The 16,337-nt window shown below is 73.0% G+C and carries 14 protein-coding genes; 9 read left to right on the top strand and 5 right to left on the bottom strand.

Translation table 11 applies throughout. The features are described from left to right. Positions 1 to 111: 111 nt before the first annotated feature. On the bottom strand, positions 112 to 1,005 hold the full coding sequence (locus NQZ70_RS06410; RefSeq protein ID WP_272827983.1) for a hypothetical protein: 894 nt from the start codon (positions 1,003 to 1,005) through the stop codon (positions 112 to 114). A gap of 985 nt (positions 1,006 to 1,990) precedes the next feature. Here NQZ70_RS06410 and NQZ70_RS06405 point away from each other — a divergent pair. The 7 genes from NQZ70_RS06405 to NQZ70_RS06375 all read left to right on the top strand — a co-directional run bounded on the left by NQZ70_RS06405 (position 1,991) and on the right by NQZ70_RS06375 (position 10,041). Continuing rightward, positions 1,991 to 4,339 (top strand): serine/threonine-protein kinase, encoded by a 2,349-nt coding sequence (locus tag NQZ70_RS06405; protein WP_272827981.1) that lies wholly within the window; start codon positions 1,991 to 1,993, stop codon positions 4,337 to 4,339. After that, on the top strand, positions 4,332 to 5,039 hold the full coding sequence (locus tag NQZ70_RS06400; protein ID WP_129573417.1) for a sigma-70 family RNA polymerase sigma factor: 708 nt from the start codon (positions 4,332 to 4,334) through the stop codon (positions 5,037 to 5,039). The genes NQZ70_RS06405 and NQZ70_RS06400 overlap by 8 nt, the downstream gene beginning before the upstream one ends. 89 nt (positions 5,040 to 5,128) lie before the next feature. Then, entirely contained in the window at positions 5,129 to 6,106 is a 978-nt protein-coding gene (locus NQZ70_RS06395; RefSeq protein ID WP_129573416.1) for a hypothetical protein, read from the top strand. Continuing rightward, complete coding sequence (locus tag NQZ70_RS06390) at positions 6,103 to 7,143, top strand: PEGA domain-containing protein (protein WP_129573415.1); 1,041 nt, start codon at positions 6,103 to 6,105, stop codon at positions 7,141 to 7,143. The genes NQZ70_RS06395 and NQZ70_RS06390 overlap by 4 nt, the downstream gene beginning before the upstream one ends. A 20-nt stretch (positions 7,144 to 7,163) precedes the next feature. Continuing rightward, positions 7,164 to 8,762: a hypothetical protein gene (locus tag NQZ70_RS06385; protein ID WP_324293046.1), complete on the top strand. Its 1,599-nt coding sequence runs from the start codon at positions 7,164 to 7,166 to the stop codon at positions 8,760 to 8,762. A gap of 138 nt (positions 8,763 to 8,900) precedes the next feature. Then, positions 8,901 to 9,254, top strand: coding sequence for a hypothetical protein (locus tag NQZ70_RS06380; RefSeq protein ID WP_237245090.1), 354 nt, complete (start codon positions 8,901 to 8,903; stop codon positions 9,252 to 9,254). Positions 9,255 to 9,441: 187 nt separating this feature from the next. Next, entirely contained in the window at positions 9,442 to 10,041 is a 600-nt protein-coding gene (locus tag NQZ70_RS06375; RefSeq protein ID WP_237245089.1) for a PP2C family serine/threonine-protein phosphatase, read from the top strand. A 491-nt stretch (positions 10,042 to 10,532) separates the two neighbouring features. Here NQZ70_RS06375 and tnpC read toward each other — a convergent pair whose 3' ends face one another. The 3 genes from tnpC to NQZ70_RS06360 form a co-directional block, all read right to left on the bottom strand. Beyond that, complete coding sequence (gene tnpC, locus NQZ70_RS06370; protein ID WP_165373741.1) at positions 10,533 to 12,575, bottom strand: IS66 family transposase; 2,043 nt, start codon at positions 12,573 to 12,575, stop codon at positions 10,533 to 10,535. Between the two features lie 256 nt (positions 12,576 to 12,831). Further along, on the bottom strand, positions 12,832 to 13,176 hold the full coding sequence (tnpB, locus tag NQZ70_RS06365; RefSeq protein ID WP_165373740.1) for an IS66 family insertion sequence element accessory protein TnpB: 345 nt from the start codon (positions 13,174 to 13,176) through the stop codon (positions 12,832 to 12,834). Then, positions 13,173 to 13,586: a helix-turn-helix domain-containing protein gene (locus tag NQZ70_RS06360; RefSeq protein ID WP_129572567.1), complete on the bottom strand. Its 414-nt coding sequence runs from the start codon at positions 13,584 to 13,586 to the stop codon at positions 13,173 to 13,175. The genes tnpB and NQZ70_RS06360 overlap by 4 nt, the downstream gene beginning before the upstream one ends. 54 nt (positions 13,587 to 13,640) lie before the next feature. Here NQZ70_RS06360 and NQZ70_RS06355 point away from each other — a divergent pair, with 54 nt between their 5' ends. Beyond that, the gene (locus tag NQZ70_RS06355; RefSeq protein ID WP_237245088.1) at positions 13,641 to 13,901 is read left to right on the top strand and encodes a PP2C family serine/threonine-protein phosphatase; all 261 of its coding nucleotides are present in this window, start codon (positions 13,641 to 13,643) and stop codon (positions 13,899 to 13,901) included. 312 nt (positions 13,902 to 14,213) lie between these two features. Here NQZ70_RS06355 and NQZ70_RS06350 read toward each other — a convergent pair whose 3' ends face one another. Further along, positions 14,214 to 15,188 (bottom strand): hypothetical protein, encoded by a 975-nt coding sequence (locus NQZ70_RS06350; protein WP_165373817.1) that lies wholly within the window; start codon positions 15,186 to 15,188, stop codon positions 14,214 to 14,216. A 57-nt stretch (positions 15,189 to 15,245) separates the two neighbouring features. Here NQZ70_RS06350 and NQZ70_RS06345 point away from each other — a divergent pair, with 57 nt between their 5' ends. Continuing rightward, positions 15,246 to 16,310, top strand: a complete 1,065-nt coding sequence (locus NQZ70_RS06345; RefSeq protein WP_129573414.1) for a PEGA domain-containing protein — start codon at positions 15,246 to 15,248, stop codon at positions 16,308 to 16,310. Positions 16,311 to 16,337 lie beyond the last annotated feature (27 nt).

The raw sequence follows: 16,337 nt of genomic DNA, 5'->3' as shown, positions 1-16,337 counted from the left end.
TCCCGGCGCCCGGCGGGTGCAGGGCGACCGCTGGCACGGGAGCTCGTTCCGCCGCCGGAAGTCCGGCCAGGGATGCGATGAGGTGCCGCGCGGGCGGCGAGCCGGCCGGGATTACGAGGGCCGAGCGCCGGCCGATGGCGAGGGGGCCGCGGGCGCGGGGGCCGCGGGCGCGGGCGCGGGGGTCGCGGGCGCCGGCGCCGGCGCAGGCTTGCCATCGACCGGTCCGGCCTCGGCGGCCTTGCGGGCCTTCTCGCGCCGCGCCGCCACGCGCCGGCGCCGCTCGTAGGCGCTGGTGACCTCGCGGACGATCTCGGAGTGACGCCGGAAGACGTGCGCTGCGGTCTTCCGGATGGCGGCGACGCGGTCCACCATGAGGTGCAGCATCTGGTTGCGGATCGTGGCCGCGGCGGCCGAGGCGACGCCTTCGGGGACCGTTTCCATCGCTCGCCGCTGCAGATCCTCCGCGAGCTTCCTGGCCTCGGCGATGAGGCGCACGTCGAACTCCTCGTCCGCCTCGACCAGGCGGTCCTTGAGCGCCTCCGCGAGCCCTGCGTAATCGCGGAGCGCCTGGGAGAGGGCGCTGGAGCGCTGGCCGTCCTGCGCGTGGAACTCCTTGATGCGGGCGAGCTGCGCGTCGGCGGGCTCGTCGACGTCGTCGTCCAGCAGGAACTCGAGCGCCGACTCGAGCTCATCGACGACGAACCGGGCGCGTTCTCCGACATCGGTGACCGCGGGATCGACGATGAGAAGCAGCCGCGTCTGCGCCTCCTGCACGGCGTGGACGATGGAGAGCAGATCCTCGCTGGTCGACGCGGGCAGCCGGCTCTTGACCCGCTTGAGGCCGGGGCGATCGCCGTCGGGCTCCCAGTAGTTCTCCACGAACGCCGCGGCGGCGACCGCCTCGCGCACGGCGACGTCGTACGGCACCTTCAGCGGGTTGTCGGTCCGTCCCGTCTCGGCGGCGGCCTTGACCCAGCGTTCGTAGTCCTTTCCCTGCTTTGCCATGGCGATTGCTTGTCCCCTCCTCCTGCGTCCGCGCCTTTCCGGCGCGGCGCGAAGCGGCAAGGATGAGCTCGCTCGCGGCGATGTCCAGCGCGAAAGGGGCTGGTCCGGACGCGAGCGGGGGAACCCCGGGGCGATAGGGCAGAGCGGCGGCGAGCGGAGCGCCGGGGGGTGTGTCCGGATGGCCGGGGGACGTGTCCGGATGATGGGCGGAGTGTCCGGATGGCCGGGGGCCGCGTCCGGATGGCAGGGGGCCGCGTCCGGATGGCAGGGGGGCGCGTCCGGATGGCAGGGGGCCGCGTCCGGATGGCAGGGGGCGTGTCCGGATGACGGGTGGCGTGTCCGGATGGCGTCCGAGCGCCCGGCGCTGGTCGCCGATGGTTCCAGCGATCGATCCATTTCTTGAGAAAGCCACGCCTCCACATCGATAGATCCGCGCGAACGCCAGGAGGACGGCCACCGCCTTCGCCCGTGCCTGGGCCAGAGGTGCTTCGGCTGCCGTCATGTCCGCGCGTGCTTCGACGAGGAACATGGCCGTGACAGCCGCCCGCAGCTCGATCGAACACCACCTCGCGACCGTGCCGGTCGACGGGCGCGCCCCAGTCGACGACCGCGTCACCGAGCCGGTGGCTCGCGGCGCCGCGCCTCCAACCCCGCTGGTCACCGAGCCGCTGTCCGCCGGTTTCACGCCGCGATCGGCGCTTCCCTGGCCGCCGCCTCGGCCGCCTCGGTCGGCGACCGCTCCCGTGGCGACCGCTCCGTTGCCGCCCGCTCCGATCGCGCCGCGGGTCGCCACGCAACCCATCGTGATCGAGGTGCTTTGTCCGCCAGTCCGCCGGGCGCCGCGCCCCTCGAGGGCGGAGTCGCCGCCGCGCGCGCGGGCGGTCGCCCCGCGGCCCCGTCAGCTGGCGGTGAGCTGGCTCATCGTCGCGTCGATCGCGGCGTTCTTTGGTATGGTCGCCGCACTCCTGATGCGGTGGTGGGTGGGATGAGCCAGGGCGAGCACAGCGCTGCGGACGACCATGCCGGGACGCCTTCGCCCCCGGCTCCCTATCTTCCGGGCAGCGTCGTCGCGGGCCACAGGCTCGTGCGGATGCTCGGCTGGGGCGGCCTCGGCGCCGTCTACGAGGCGGTCGACGAGTTCACGCAACGGCGGGTCGCGCTCAAGCTGCTGCTCCCCCACTACGCCAGCGCCGAGCAGGTGCGCGAGCGCGCCCGCAAGGAGGCCATCGCGCTCTGCCGGCTGCGGCACAAGAACATCGTCGCCGTGCACAGCGCCAACATGCTGCCTGACGGCACCGTCTGGATCGCCATGGAGCTGCTCGAGGGCCAGTCGCTCCGCCGGATCTGCCAGGTGGAGTCGCCGCTGCCGATCGCGCGGGCGCTCCACATCGGGATTGAGATCGCCGACGGCCTCGCGGCGGCGCACGACCTCGGGATCGTGCACCGCGACGTGAAACCGGAGAACGTGTTCGTCGACCGGCACGGCGACGTCAAGCTGCTCGACCTGAACATCGCGAAGGTCCATGTCGACGGCCTTCCGAGCACGCAGCCGGGCCAGCGGTTCGGCACGACGGCGTACATGGCGCCGGAGGAGTGCTACGGCGATCCGTGCACGCCGGCGAGCGACGTGTACGCGCTGATGCTCGTGCTCTACGAGATCCTGGCCGGGCGCTACGTGTTCGCGACGGGCCGCGGCCTCTCGGAGTTCCCGAACGAGAAGCAGCTCGTGACGGCGCACCTCCTGTGGCTGCCCAGGCCGCTGCACGAGGTCGCGCCGTGGATCCCGGCGTACTTCTGGCCGGTGTTCCAGCTCGGGATGGCGAAGGACCCGGCCGCGCGCTTCCGGCACGCCGGCGCCGCGGCGAGCGCGCTCCGCGAGCTCCGGGAGCGCTACCAGTCGGACGTGCGCGCCGGCCGGCTCGCCGGGGGCCCGGACACGGCACAGCCGGGACAGCCGGGGTCCCGGCGGGAGCACCACGCGCCGCAGTCGCCCGAGCGGCTGCTCACGGCGCCGAGGCCCGACGAGAGCCGGGTGATCCTCCATGGGCCGGCGGCCTCGGCCGACGTCGGCGGGAGCGGGGCGCGCGAGGAGGGCGCGACGCCGGCGGCGCGGCCGGCGCAGCCTCCGGCCCCTCCGTCGCATCCGCCGTCGAGCGCGGCGCCGGCGGGCGACCCGGGCTGGCCGCTGCTCGTGACCCCCGGGCCTCTCACGGTGCGATCGTCGCCGGGAGGCCAGGGGGCGAGCGGCTCGACGTCCGGGCTGCCGTTGACGGACCGCGTCGCCGACCGGCGCTGGCGAGCGCAGCTCCTGCGCCGCTGCGTCGCCGCGGCGGTGCTGGCGATGCCGATCTCGGGCGCCGTGACCGCGCTGTACCTCCATGCGCGCCGCGAACACCCCGCGGAGGCGGCGCCCGCCGGCGGGGGCGCGGCCGCCGGCAGGTTTGCGCCGGCGGCGCCCGCGCGCCCCACCTCGAGCGCGTCCGTCGGGACGGTGCGGGCGGAATCCTCGCCCAGCGGCGCGCGCGGGACCGGGACATCGCTGGACCGACGCGACGCACGCGACGCACGCGACGCACGCGACGCACGCGCAGCGCAGGCCGACGCGCCCGCGCGCCCGGTCGAGACCGGCGCGCCCGCGCGCGCGGCCGCCCCCCCCCGAGGTCGAGGCGTCCGCGACCGCGCTGTCCCCCGGCGCCGAATCCGGGGGGATGGCGTCCGGACCGAGCGCGCCGCCGCGGGCGAGCGCGCCGCCGCGGGCGAGCGCGCCGCCGCGGGCGAGCGCGCCGCCGCGGGCGAGCGCGCCGGTGACACGGGCGCGTCCGGTCGCGGGGGCGGCGCAGGCGCCCGCGCGGCGCCCGTGGGACTGGCTGTTCACGTCGAAGTCGAAGGGTCGCGACGAGGAGAGGGGCATCTACCCGGACGAGGAGGAGGACATCTACCCGATGCCCTCGCGCGGGCGCGCCCCCGCGCCCGCCAGGCCGGCCCCGCCCCGGAACGGGGAAAAGCTGCCGTTCGGCGACAAGCCGATTTTCTGAGGGTGCGTGCAGCGCCACGAGCAAGGAGCGACGAGATGCCGACCGATGAACCCAGCGCGACCGATCCCTACCTCGACGAGGTCGTCGAGCGGACGCTCGCGCCCTACCGCGGGATCGCGTCGCGCGACGTGATCGAGGCCATGCGCGAGCTGCTCGTCGAGGCGCTCACCGAGGACGAGGTCGGGCGGGACCTCTTGGAGCGGGCGCGGCCTCGCGCGGCGCCGCTCGGGAGCGGCGTGGAGGCGCGCGACGGCGTCGGGGAGCCCCGGCGCAAGGCGGGGAGCGGCGAGGATGGATGAGCTCAGGGAGATGCTCACGCCGGCGCAGCAGGCGCTCGCGGCGTCGGCGCTGCACGAGGTGAGCGGCGTTGCGCGCCGGCTCTCGCCGAGGCTGCGCAAGCACCTCTCGTTCGACGAGCTGATGTCGCTCGGCCGGACGGGGCTCATCGAGGCGGCGCTCGCCTACGATCCGGCGCAGAACGACAGCTTCCCGCGCTTCGCGCGGCACCGCATCCGGGGCGCGATGCTCGACGGGTACCTCCGGGAGGCGCGGGAGCAGGACCGGGTGATCGCGCTCTGCCTGCAGGGCGGGTACGACTACATCGCGCGGAAGCGGCGGTACGGCGACGTGATGACCGACGTCGACGGCAAGGCGGAGGAGCGACTCCTCGACCATCTTGACGGCGTGGCGGCGAGCGTCTTCGCGACGGCCGCCGGGGTGGCGAAGCCGGCGACCGGCGAGGAGGCGCTGTCGCGGCGCGAGCGCCACGCCCGGGCCCACGCGCTGCTCCGGAGCACCCTGAAGCGGCTGACGCCGCGCGAGGCCGAGGTGCTGTCGATGCATTACGTGGAGGGGCAGCCGCTCAAGGAGGTCGGCGGCGCGCTCCGGCTCCCGCACCCGGGCGTGTACCGCGTCCACGACCGCGCGATCGTGCGGCTCGGCAAGCTGCTGCATGCGGCCGGGGTGACCGAGGCGCCGCCGCGCGAGGACGAGCTGTGAGCGGGCGGGCGCGGCTCGATGAGCGATGAGAAAGATGAGAATTCGGACGCGCAGGGGCGATGAAACGCCGTGAAGGGCCAGCGGCACGGATGGGAGGCGAGGCTGTGAAGGACGAGGACCGGGACGAGCGCGGAGGCCGTGAGGCGGGCGCGGGCGCGCCGGCGAGCCCTGCGCCAGGAGCGAGCCCGCCCGCGGGTCACCCCGCCTTCCAGACGGGCGTGGTGTACGTCGAGCCCGAGCTGCGCGACGAGGTACAGGCGTACTGGCAGGCGTACGCCGCGTGGGAGAGGACCAGGCAAGGGCCCCCGCCGCGAGAGCCGCGCGTCAGCGTGCGCGTGGACCACGCGGACAAGCCGAGCACGGCCGCCCGGCTGCGGGAGGCGATGGCGCCTGAGGACGCGGCGCGAGGGGCCGGCGGGAAGAGTGCCGGCGGGAGCAGCTGCGCGGGGGACGAGGCGGCGGCGGTGATCGACAAGAGCGCGCTGCCGTCGGCGCACCGGCCGGGGAGCGCGGCGGCGGTAGAGAAGGACGGCGCCGAGACCGAAGCCAGGCCGGGGAAGGTGCGGCGCGTCGGGACGGTGGCGGCGGTGCTGGCGCTGGCGGCGGGCATCGGGGCCGCCGCGATGTGCGGGGCGAAGGCGCAAGCGCCGGAGAGAGGCGCGGAAACGCGAGCGAGCGAGACGGGAGCGGTGAACGGTGCGGCGGCGGCGCGGAGCACGACGGCCGACGCAGCGAGCGAGGCGGCGGCCGAGGCAGCCAGCGAGGCGGCGGCGAGCGGTGCAGCCGCAGCGAGTGGTGCGCCGGCCGTGAGCGCGACCGTGAACGGTGCCGCGACGGTGAGCGCAGCAGCGGCAAGTGGTGCGCCGGCCGTGAGTGGTGCGCCGGCTGCGCCGCTGATGAAGCGGCCACAAGCGCCACGCAAGGTGGTGAACGCGCCGAAGGAGAAGCGAGACGTCAAGCCGGAGCCTGCTGGCACCGCCGGGGCGCCGCCGGCACCGCCCGCGGCGACAACGGCGACGCCGCCGCCGGCGGAGCAGCGGACGCGCATGTTCGGAGTCGAATCATGAAGAGTACAGGTACAGCGATGTGGATCCTGTGCGCCGCGCTCGCGGCGCCGTCCGCCTGGGTTTCGGAGGCACGCGCGGCGGAGCCGACAGCCGATGTCATCGCGAAGCAGCGTGCGCTGTTCGAGCAAGGCAACGCGCGTTACGACGAGCGGAGGTGGGCCGAGGCACACGACGCGTACCTCGCGGCCTGGAAGCTCAAGAAGAGCTACGACGTGGCTGCCAACCTGGGGGACGTCGAGCTGATGCTCGGCGACGCACCGAGCGCGGCGGAGCACTTGGCGTATGCGCTTCGCGAATTTCCCGCGGGCGGCAAGCCGGCGCTGCGGGCGACGCTCACCAAGCGGTTCGAGGAGGCGCGATCGCAGGTGGGCACGCTGGTAGTGCGCGCGGACGTGGAGGGCGCGCGGGTGTTCGTGGACGGGACGCTGCGAGGGCTGACGCCTCTCGCGGATCCGGTGTTCGTGGAGCCTGGTACGCACACGATCTCGGTGGAGCACGAGGGGTACGAGACGCAGCAGATGACGGCGCAGCTCGGAGCCGGCGGCACGATCGAGAACGGGCTGCAGCTCAAGCGGAAGGCGGCCGGCGCGCCGCCGACGAAGGCGCCACCGACGAAGATGAAGGCGCCGGAGGGGGCCGTTGCGCGGCCGGAAGAGCGGAGCTGGGTGCCGGTGATCGTGCTCGGAGCGGCGAGCGTCGTCGGGCTCGGCGTGGGGGTGGGCCTGACGGTAGCGTCGAACGACGCGAACAACGATGCCCACGCGCACAGCCGATCGATCCGGGACGCTGGAGGGCAATGCGTCGAGCCGTCGACCGCGTTCACGGAGCAGTGCGCCGAGCTGGATCGGCGGGGATTAGAGGCCAGCACTCTGGGTTATGCCGCGTTCGGCAGCTACATCGCATCGGGCGTGTTCGCTCTCGCCACGGCGACGTATGTGCTTTGGCCCAGCCGAGCAGGGACCGGCTCGACGGGGGTGTCGGTGCGACCCGACGTCCGTCTGGATGGCAGCGGCATCCTGGTCGTGGGGACGTGGTGATGAGCCGGAGGGGTCACTTCGTGAGACTTCGACGAATGCAGGCGCTCACGGCAACCACGGCGTTCGTCATCGCCGCCGTTGGCTGCGATGGGCTCTGGTTCGATATCCACAACGACTGCGAGCTGATGCTCACGTGCGAGCACTTCCGCCCGACGAGCAGCGCAACCGGTGGTGGCGGCAGCAACGCCGTGTGCGACGCCGATCCGACGGAGGACGCGAGCACGGCGACGGAGGAGTGCGCGGTGTTCGCGCGCGCGAGCGCGAAGGCGGGCGGCGACGGCACCAGGGCGAAGCCGTACGCGTCGCTCGCGGAGGCGATCGCCAATGCGAACGGCAAGCGGGTGCTGGCGTGCGCGAGCGGGGCGTTCGCGGAGAGCGTGACGATCAGCGCGGGGGTCGAGGTGATCGGCGGCTTCGACTGCGGCGCGAGATGGACGTGGAGCAAGACAGCGCGGAGCGCGATCGAGGCGCCCGCGGACGAGATCGCGCTCACGCTGACGGAAGCAGCGAGCGGGGCGAAGGTGCGGAGCTTCCAGGTGACGGCGGCGAGCGCGACCGTGGCGGGCGGCTCGTCGATCGGCGTGGCGGTGGCGGACATCGAGGCGGAGCTCGCGCAGGTGGACGTGACCGCGGGCGACGGGATGGACGGCGCCAAGGGCGAGACGCCGATGGGGGCGCCGCAGGCTGGCGCCAGCGCGCCGGCGACGAGCGCGTCGAACGCGTGCGAGCTGCCCGCGGCGGTTCGGGGCGGCGAGCCCGGCGTGACGACGTGCGAGGACGGAGAGACACTCGGCGGCGCGGGTGGGCTCGGTGGAAGCCCGGGGATGGATGACGGCAACGGGCAGCGCGGGGAGGACGGCGCACCGCTGCCGGAGGAGAACCCGAACAACCGCGGGCTCGGCGGCATTGGCCAAACGGATGCGGCGGGTGAGTGCAGGCGTGGCGAGGACGGCAAGAGCGGCGATGCCGGCATCGCAGGTGACGCGGGCAGCAGCACGACGCTGACGCTGGACGGCATCGCAGGCGGCGACGGCGGCAACGGCATCAACGGCACCCGAGGTCAAGGGGGAGGTGGCGGCGGAGGAGCGAAGGCGGGGCTGTTCTGCGGGCCCGCTGCGGCCCCGGTGGAGGGCCCCGGCGCCAGCGGCGGCGGCGGCGGGGCCGGCGGGTGCGGCGGGAAAGGAGGAGGCGGCGGCAAGGCCGGCGGGTCGAGCATCGGCATTCTCAGCCTCGGCACGAAGTTGGTGCTGATGGACGTGACCGTCGCGGTGGGCAAGGCGGGCAAGGGGGGAGATGGCGCCGGCGGAAGAGGCGGTGCAGTTGGGGGCAGCGGCAGCACCGGTGGTACCCCGTCGTCCCTCGGTGGTTCCGCCGGCTGCCGAGGCGGGGACGGCGGCCAAGGGGGAGCCGGCGGCCCCGGCGCCGGCGGCCGAGGCGGCCACGCCGTTGGCATCGCCTATGCGGCGGCACCGAGCGACGCGCCGGCGGTGCAGTTCACCCCCGGCACGCCCGGCGACGGCGGCAGCGCCGCGCCCGGCGGCCCGCAGGAGAGTGCCGGCGCGCCGGGGAGCGCCGGGAGCTGCTGGGACTTCGCGACGGGCAAAGGCTGCGGGCAGTGAGCGCCATCCTGTTTTTTCGTGACGATTCCACGAGGTCAGACGTAAGGATGCGCAGCGTCAGGGATGTCATCGAGGCAGCGCTTGGCGAGCAGCGCCATCAGCAGCAAGATGGGCCTCCTCAGCTCGAGAGGTGCGCCCATGTCGAAGCGTCGGTGGTTGCACAGCAGCGGCATGCGTCGCGCGGACAACGTGATCCACGTGAGCCCAATGCTGATGTGGGAGCTGTCGTGGGTGCGCAAGATGGGCCTCGAGGACATCGACTGGGACCCAGGGCGCTACTGCGTTTGCTGCAGAGCGGAGCGAGCCGCACGCGGAGAGGCCGTCGAGGCTCTCGCGCCGCCGTCAAAGACACGGCCCGACTGCTTCATGCGGGACGATGGCGAGCACGCGACGCCGTCCGGCAGCCCGCCACGGAGCCCCAGCGGACGCGGCGGCATGCCGCTGCACCTGAAGCTCGTGCGACCGCCGCGGCCCGAGCCCGAGGACACGTGATCGAGGGGCGCCGCACGAGCGGCGCCCTTTCAGGAGAGCACGCGAGCGCTGTGAGCACGGATCGCGTGCGCTGACGACCCGCGGCAGCGCCGCGGCGCGCTGCCCCGGAGAAATGACCCGGCGCCCTGCCCTTGCAGCGCGCCCTGGCTCGGCTCGTCCTGGCGACGAGCGCGCGAGGAGGACGAAGGTGTATCCACAGCTCGCCATTGAAGCGGCAGCGCAGTCAGACGTGGGCCGCCGCCGCAGCCACAACGAGGACAGCTTCGCGGCGCTGCCCTGCCTCGGGCTGTTCATGGTGGCCGATGGACTCGGAGGCAACGCGGCCGGCGAGGTCGCATCACGCATGGCCATCGAGGTGGTCAAGAGCTGCATCGAGGAGGACGGCGATCTCGAGGACACGTGGCCGTACGGCACGGCGAGGCCGCACAACCGGGACGAGGTGCGGTTGGTGATGAGCGTGCGGCGCGCCAACGGGGCGATCTACGAGGCGAGCCAGCGAGAGGACGAGATGCGCGGCATGGCGACGACCTTCGCGGGCGTGCTGCTGGGGGTGGGCATGGCGTACATCGCGCACGTGGGCGACTCGCGCGTCTACCGGATGCGGGATGGCAAGCTGGAGCGGCTCACGCGGGATCACACGCTGCTGGAGGAGCTGCTCCGCGACGGCGACGGCGCGCTCGCAGCCATCGAGGCGCTGAGCGACCGGGCCAACGCGGTGACGCGGGCGCTCGGGTGCGACGAGAGCGTCGCGATCGAGTCGGTAGCCGCTCCGCAGAGCGCGTTCTGAAGCGAGCTTGTGGAAGGCGGCCCCGTGCGTAGAGTCGCGGTGCGATGACGGAGCGACGGAGCGGGGACGCAGGCGTCGAAGTCCCGAGCCTGATGACGGCGGTGCTGAAGCTGTCCGCGCCGCATGTCGCGTGGCAAGGCCGCGAGGACGTCCCCGCCCGCGCGAAGGGGCGCCCGCGTCGCGCGGCCGGCCAGGAAGAGCGCGCGGGAGCAGCCGAGCCCGCAGGCGTGGGGCGCCGCAAGAGCGCCGCCCAGCCGTCCGCGGAGCAGGAGGGCGGACGGCGGCCGACCCGAGGCGCGGACAAGCAGCGCCAAAGCGAAGCGACCCGGAGGCGCCCCGCCACGACGAGCTCGACGGCGGCCGGGCGAAGCGACGACAGCACCGGCTCGACGAGCCGACGCACCTCGGCGCGGAAAGGACGCGCGCCGGCCTCGACCGCTCCGGACGCGACGAGCGCTGTGGGCGCGGCGGATGCGGGCGACGCGGCGCGATCAGCGGTCGCGGAAGGCGAGCCGCGAGCCGGTGATCCGAGCCAGGTCCAGGTACTTGAGCCGCCCTTCGGCGATGAGGCGTTGTCGCGTCGCGACCCAGTTCTTGGGACTCAGGTCGAGGATGCGACTGAGCGGATAGCTCGGAGCCACGGTCAGGATCTCCTGCAAGTAGAGCTCGGGGTCGAACCCGTGCATCTGGCAAGTCGCGATGAGCGACGTGATGGCACAAGACCGGACAGCGTGCTCGTCGCTGCCGTGGAAGAGCCAGTTGCGCCGTCCCTTGACGACGCGGCGCAGAGCCCTCTCGGAGGCATTGTTGTGGATGGGGATCTCCCCGTTGGAGAGGAACTCGCAGAGCGCCTCCCTCTGGTTGTGCAGATAGACCAGCCCTTCGCGCAACGGCGAATGCTCGGGGACGACCTGCCGCTGCGCCTCGACCCAGGCGAAGAGCTTCTCAATCAGCGGTGCGGACTTGCGCTGCCGGATCTCGAGGCGCTCGTCCGGGCTGCACAGGGCGCATTCCTGCTCGACGCGGAAGAGCGCCTGGAGGGTCTGGAGCGCGAACGCCGCCTCCTTGCCCGCCCCGGCCTTGAACGCCTTGAAGAAGCGCCTTCGTGCATGGCTCCAGCAGCCGGCCTCACGCGCCTTGCCCGGCCCGAACAGCACGTTGTGGTTGGCCGAGGCGTCGGCGACGAGCGTCCCCTGGTAGCCGCCGAAGAGCTTCGCGACGGTGGGCCCGTCGTACGTCGGTGTATAGCGGAACAGCACCCCATCGCCCGGCGCGACCAGGACGAAGACATGCCCATAGCGGTGCTTGTCCTTGGCCCGGATGGCGGTGCCCGTCGCATCCATGGCGAACCACGACCTCGAGAGCGCGTCGCTCCAGATAGCATCGGCGATGCGCATCGCGATGCCACCACAATCGTACTGCCAGCGGGTCATGTTGCCGCGGCCGATGCGGAAGCCGTGGCGATCCGACTCCACCTCTTGCCGGTAGTAGGGCGTGTGGTAGTCGAGCTTGTGGACGAACAGGTGGGCCAAGAGGCTCGGATCGGCAAGGCACCTGTCGATCGGGCGCTCCGGCAGCGACGCGATCTTCACCGGTCCGCTGTCCTCCGCAGCGTCCGACTCGGGCGTGTAGCGTACAAGGACGCCGTCGACGAAGGGGCTTTGCTTGAAGGACGTGTCCGCGGGGATCCCCAGGAGCTCGTGCTCCCGCACGACGAGCGGCTCGCCGCGCTCGTGATTCAAGGCCGGCCCGGCGGCTGGCGAAGGAGCCGGCGCCTCTTCAGCTGCGCTGCTCGCCGCCGGTGCCTCCGCCTTGGCCACGTACTTGAGGCGACGCGTGACGAGCTCGAGGAGGCCGCCACGCCGGTAGCCGATGCTCGAGCTGTCTTCGGCGCCCACACGCTCGAAGCGCTCGAGGCCTTTGAGCAGCACCTCCTGCGGCAGCGACTCGATGATCACCCTCGGAATGACACCGATGCGGCGGCGCCCGTGCTCGTGGCGCTTGACTGGCTTGCCACCTCCGGGATCGGAGCCGGAGGAGGATTCTGCCGTCCCCGCGTGCTCCGGTGGGCTCGCGGAGCCCGGCGGCGGGCCGCTGGCCTCGCCCGGGTCCACTTCGGGCGCGGCGTCGACGCTCTCGGCCTGCGACGAAGTCGGAGCCGGACAGGCATCTGGCTCTCCGGCCAGCGAAAGCCGCAGCTGGTCAGGCGAGACCTGCTCGGAGACGTGGCGCCGGAATCCGATCTCCAGGGTCCGAATCGTCTCCTGCAGCTGTTGATTGTACGCCTTGAGCGACGCGACGGTGCGAGCGAGCTCTTGGGCCTGCTGCTCCGCCGTCGAGAGCTCGGCCAGCCTCGCCTCGAGCTCCTGCACCCGCCGGAGCAGCGCGTCGACCACCGACGCGGGGCCGGCGGGGCTCCCCTGTCCTTGTCCCCTGGCCTGGAGATAGCCGAGCACGAGCGCCGCGCCGTCAAGGCGCTCTGCCTCCGTCGACTGCGGCAGCGCGGTCTCACCGGGGCGTGTCGTCGAGGTCAAGGCGCGCCATGGATGCCCCCTGCGCTTGCTCTTGACAAGTACCTTATGCAGCGAAAATTCGCTGTTTTCGATGAGAATTTCTCGTCGAAGGCGGGAATGCAGGGCCGCCATGGTGCGCCATCGGCGGCGCGCTCTCGCGAGGTCTTCGGGCGCGATGCAGCGCGCGCCCTGCTCCATCTCCGCATCCGGCTGCGCCGGCCGCCATCGGGCCGCGCTGGCGCCGGCAGCGCGGTGAACGAGCGCCGGCGCAGACGCCTCAGTGGACCAGCCGGCGGCGGCTTGCCAGCTCTTCTACAGGCAGACCGGCGAGCAGCTGCGCGAAGTCCTGTGCTGACAGCTCGATACACCTGCCGTCGGCCTCGGTGAACGAAGGCAGAGCAAATGCACCCTTCGAGAGACGCTTATACAAGATCGTGTATCCATTGCGATCCCACCAAAGGGCTTTGAGCCGGTTACGCCTCCTGTTGAGGAACAAGAACAGCGCGCCGCTGGCCGGGTCCAGGCACAGCACTTGCCGGGTGATCGCGGCGAGCCGGTCGAACGCACCACGCAAGTCCACTGGACCGACCGCCAGATAGACGGCTATAGTCGCGGGGGTCACCGTCCCCTCCGCAACGCTTCGAGCGCTTCCACGAGCTCGCGCGCGCCTATCCCACATACCTGCATCCGCGTCCCGTCGGCAAACGCGACGTTGAGCCGCAAAGGCGGCGCCTCGCGGCGCTCCGGGCGCACCACGACGGGTAGGAACGGAATCTGCTGAGCCGCCTTGGGGGCTCTTGGCGACGCACCCTCGTCTGCGCGCTCACCGTCAGCCACCCATCGGTCGGCAGTCATCTTGTGGACACCGAGCTCCGTGGCGATCTCGGTCGGTGTTGCCCCCGAGCGGGAGCGCGCCTTGGCGTAGGCCTCGGCTCGCTCCCGCAGCTCGCTCGGGAATTTCCCACGGCTCTTCTGCTCTCGATACCTCGACAGCTCTGCACGCAGCTGTACCAGCTCCCTGCTTCCTGGCATCGCTCGCTCCTCTTCGCTCGGCGAGGGCACGGCCCTCATCTGGCGTCGCGTAGCGTGCAACCGAATCTGGCCAGGGGAAAGACGCGGTCAGCGGAGCGGCTACTCGAGTCGCGGGTGGAGGCGACCGCGCCGGGCGACATCTTCCTCGTCTGCTCGGACGGGCTCTGGGGGCCGGTGCCGGAGGGGCAGATCGCCGGCATTCTCACGGCCCATCGCGACCTGGGTCTGGCGGCGAGCTTGCTCGTCGATCTGGCCAACGAGCACGGCGGGCCGGACAACGTGACGTGCGTGCTGGCGCGCCTCGGAGGCGGGTGACGTGCGCGACTGCGACACGACGCTGCGGCTCGAGCTGTCGCTCGCGTGGACGGCCGAGGCGCCGGAGACGGACGCACCCCTCCCGTCCCGCGCGGAGCGCGGGACTTGGGAGGGGCGGACCGCGCGCAGGCCCGAAGGGCCGAGCACGGGCCGGGGGTGGGCATCTGTCATTCCCCTGCTCCTCTTCCTCTTCTCTCTCTTCTCTCTCTTCTCTGGATCAATCCAGCTCGCAGACCGGGACGAGCGCGGAGGCCGTGAGGCGGGCGCGGGCGCGCCGGCGAGCCCCGCGCCAGGAGCGAGCCCGCCCGCGGGTCACCCCGCCTTCCAGACGGGCGTGGTGTACGTCGAGCCCGAGCTGCGCGACGAGGTACAGGCGTACTGGCAGGCGTACGCCGCGTGGGAGAGGACCAGGCAAGGGCCCCCGCCGCGAGAGCCGCGCGTCAGCGTGCGCGTGGACCACGCGGACAAGCCGAGCACGGCCGCGCGGCTGCGGGAGGCGATGGCGCCAGAGGACGCGGCGCGAGGGGCCGGCGGGAAGAGCGCCGGCGGGAAGAGCGCCGCGGAGAAGAGCGCCGCGGAGAAGAGCGCCGCGGAGAAGAGCGCCGCGGAGAAGAGCGCCGGCGGGAAGAGCGCCGGCGGGAGAAGCTGCGCGGGGGACGAGGCGGCGGCGGCGGTGATCGACAAGAGCGCGCTGCCGTCGACGCGCCGGCCGGGGAGCGCGGCGGCCGAGGAGAAGGACGAGGCGGCGGCCGGGCCGGGGAAGGCACGGCGCGCCGCGACGGCCGTGGCAGCGCTGGCGCTGGTGGCGGGGATCGGGGCCGCGGCGATGTGCGGTGTGAAGGAGCGAGGGCCGGCGCAGAGCGCGGCGCCCGCGCAGAGCGCGGCGGCGCGGGGAGCGGCGGAAGCGAGCGGCGAGCGAGCGATGAGCAACCCGGCGGCGAGCGGCGCGGCAGCGGCGAGCGACGCGGCGACGAGCGACCAGCGCGCGGCGAGCGCGGCGGCCGCCGTCGCGGAGAGCGCGCCCGTCGGCGCGACGTCGGAGGCGTCCGTCGAACGCGCTGCGCCTGGCGCGGCGCCGGATCGAGTTGAAGCCGCGAGCGCTGCGCGCCGGAGGCCCGCTCCCGAGACGCACGCGCCGGCGCCGAGGGCGCCCGCGGCGCCGCCGCCGAGGCGGCAGCCTTCACCCGTGACGACGGCCGACACGCCGCCCCAGGCCCCCGTCGCCTCCGCAGCGGCGGCCAACTCGTCGGCCGAGATACCATCACCGACGCCTGCGGCCAGCACCAACGAGTCCCTCGATCTACCGGCCAAGAGCGCCCCCCACACGGAGCCGAAGTTCTGATCATGCGCAGGCACATTCGACGTATCGCTTCCGTCGCCGGCTTTCTCGCCCTGCTCTCGTGGACCGCGCCCGGCAGGGCACAGCCGAACGCTGCGCCCCACGAGGCGGAGGTCGCCGCGATGACCCAGCAGGCTCGGAAGCTGTTCAAGGAGGGCGTCGACGCCTTCGCGCGAGACCGCTGGGCCGAAGCGCGGGCCGCGTTCCTGGCGGCGCTGTCGCTAAACCCCCATTACACGATCCGCGGGAACCTGGGCGCCTCCGAGCTCAAGTTGGGCCGGTACCGCGACGCCGCCGAGCACCTCGCGAGGTACGTGCGCGAGATGGCGGAGGACGCGACGAGCACGGCGGCGGAGCGGCGGCGTGGCGCGGCGATGTACGCGGAGGCGCAGGCGAAGGTGGGCACGCTGGTGGTGCGCACGGACGTGGACGGGGCACAGGTGTTCGTGGACGGCGCGTTGCGAGGGCAGACGCCGCTCGCGGATCCGCTGTTCGTCGAGCCGGGGACGCACACGATCTCGGTAAGGCACGAGGACTACGAGACGAAGGATATGACGGTGCAGCTCAGCGCCGGCGGCACGATCGAGAACGGGCTGGAGCTCACGAAGAGGGCGGGGAGCGCGCCGCCGCCGAAGCTGCCAGCGACGACCGTCGCGCCGCTGGCCCGCGGCGCGGAGGAGCACGCCCGCGGACCGAGGACGGCGCTGCTGATCGGCGGCGCGGCGACGGCGGGCGCGGCGGCGGTCGCGGGCGTGGTGTTCACCGTGCTGGCGAACACGAGCGCCAGCGACGCGGAAGAGCAGCGGGATGCGCTGGCGCGCAGGGACGCCGCTCCATGCCCTCGCACCGGCGGAGCACCTGCATGCGTCGACCTGCGAGAAGCGTACGAAGCTCGCGTTAACTTCACCAATGCGGCGTTCTTCAGCTTCGTCGGCGCTGGCGCCATCGGTGTGGGAACCCTGGTCTACGGGATGATGACGCGGCCCTCGTCAACGCCGCAGGCGCGTATGCGGCTGGCGCCGCTCATCGGTACGAGCAACTTGGGGCTCTCCGTAAGCGGTTCACTCTGAACAGGCACGATGGAGCAAGGAGACAAG

The sequence above is a fragment of the Sorangium sp. So ce836 genome, from assembly GCF_028553905.1.
GTDB classification, from domain to species: Bacteria; Myxococcota_A; Polyangia; order Polyangiales; family Polyangiaceae; genus Sorangium; species Sorangium cellulosum_D.
The sequence above is the reverse complement of the archived record's forward strand: the minus strand, read 5'-3'. Positions and strand labels throughout refer to the sequence as shown.

Coding starts and splice junctions, on each gene's coding strand:
- NQZ70_RS06400 (WP_129573417.1), top strand. CDS start 4,332: ATGGATGAGCTCAGGGAGATGCTCACGCCGGCGCAGCAGGCGCTCGCG.
- NQZ70_RS06395 (WP_129573416.1), top strand. CDS start 5,129: ATGGGAGGCGAGGCTGTGAAGGACGAGGACCGGGACGAGCGCGGAGGC.
- NQZ70_RS06360 (WP_129572567.1), bottom strand. CDS start 13,586: ATGCCAGGAAGCAGGGAGCTGGTACAGCTGCGTGCAGAGCTGTCGAGG.
- NQZ70_RS06345 (WP_129573414.1), top strand. CDS start 15,246: ATGCGCAGGCACATTCGACGTATCGCTTCCGTCGCCGGCTTTCTCGCC.
- NQZ70_RS06410 (WP_272827983.1), bottom strand. CDS start 1,005: ATGGCAAAGCAGGGAAAGGACTACGAACGCTGGGTCAAGGCCGCCGCC.
- NQZ70_RS06390 (WP_129573415.1), top strand. CDS start 6,103: ATGAAGAGTACAGGTACAGCGATGTGGATCCTGTGCGCCGCGCTCGCG.
- NQZ70_RS06405 (WP_272827981.1), top strand. CDS start 1,991: ATGAGCCAGGGCGAGCACAGCGCTGCGGACGACCATGCCGGGACGCCT.
- NQZ70_RS06380 (WP_237245090.1), top strand. CDS start 8,901: ATGTCGAAGCGTCGGTGGTTGCACAGCAGCGGCATGCGTCGCGCGGAC.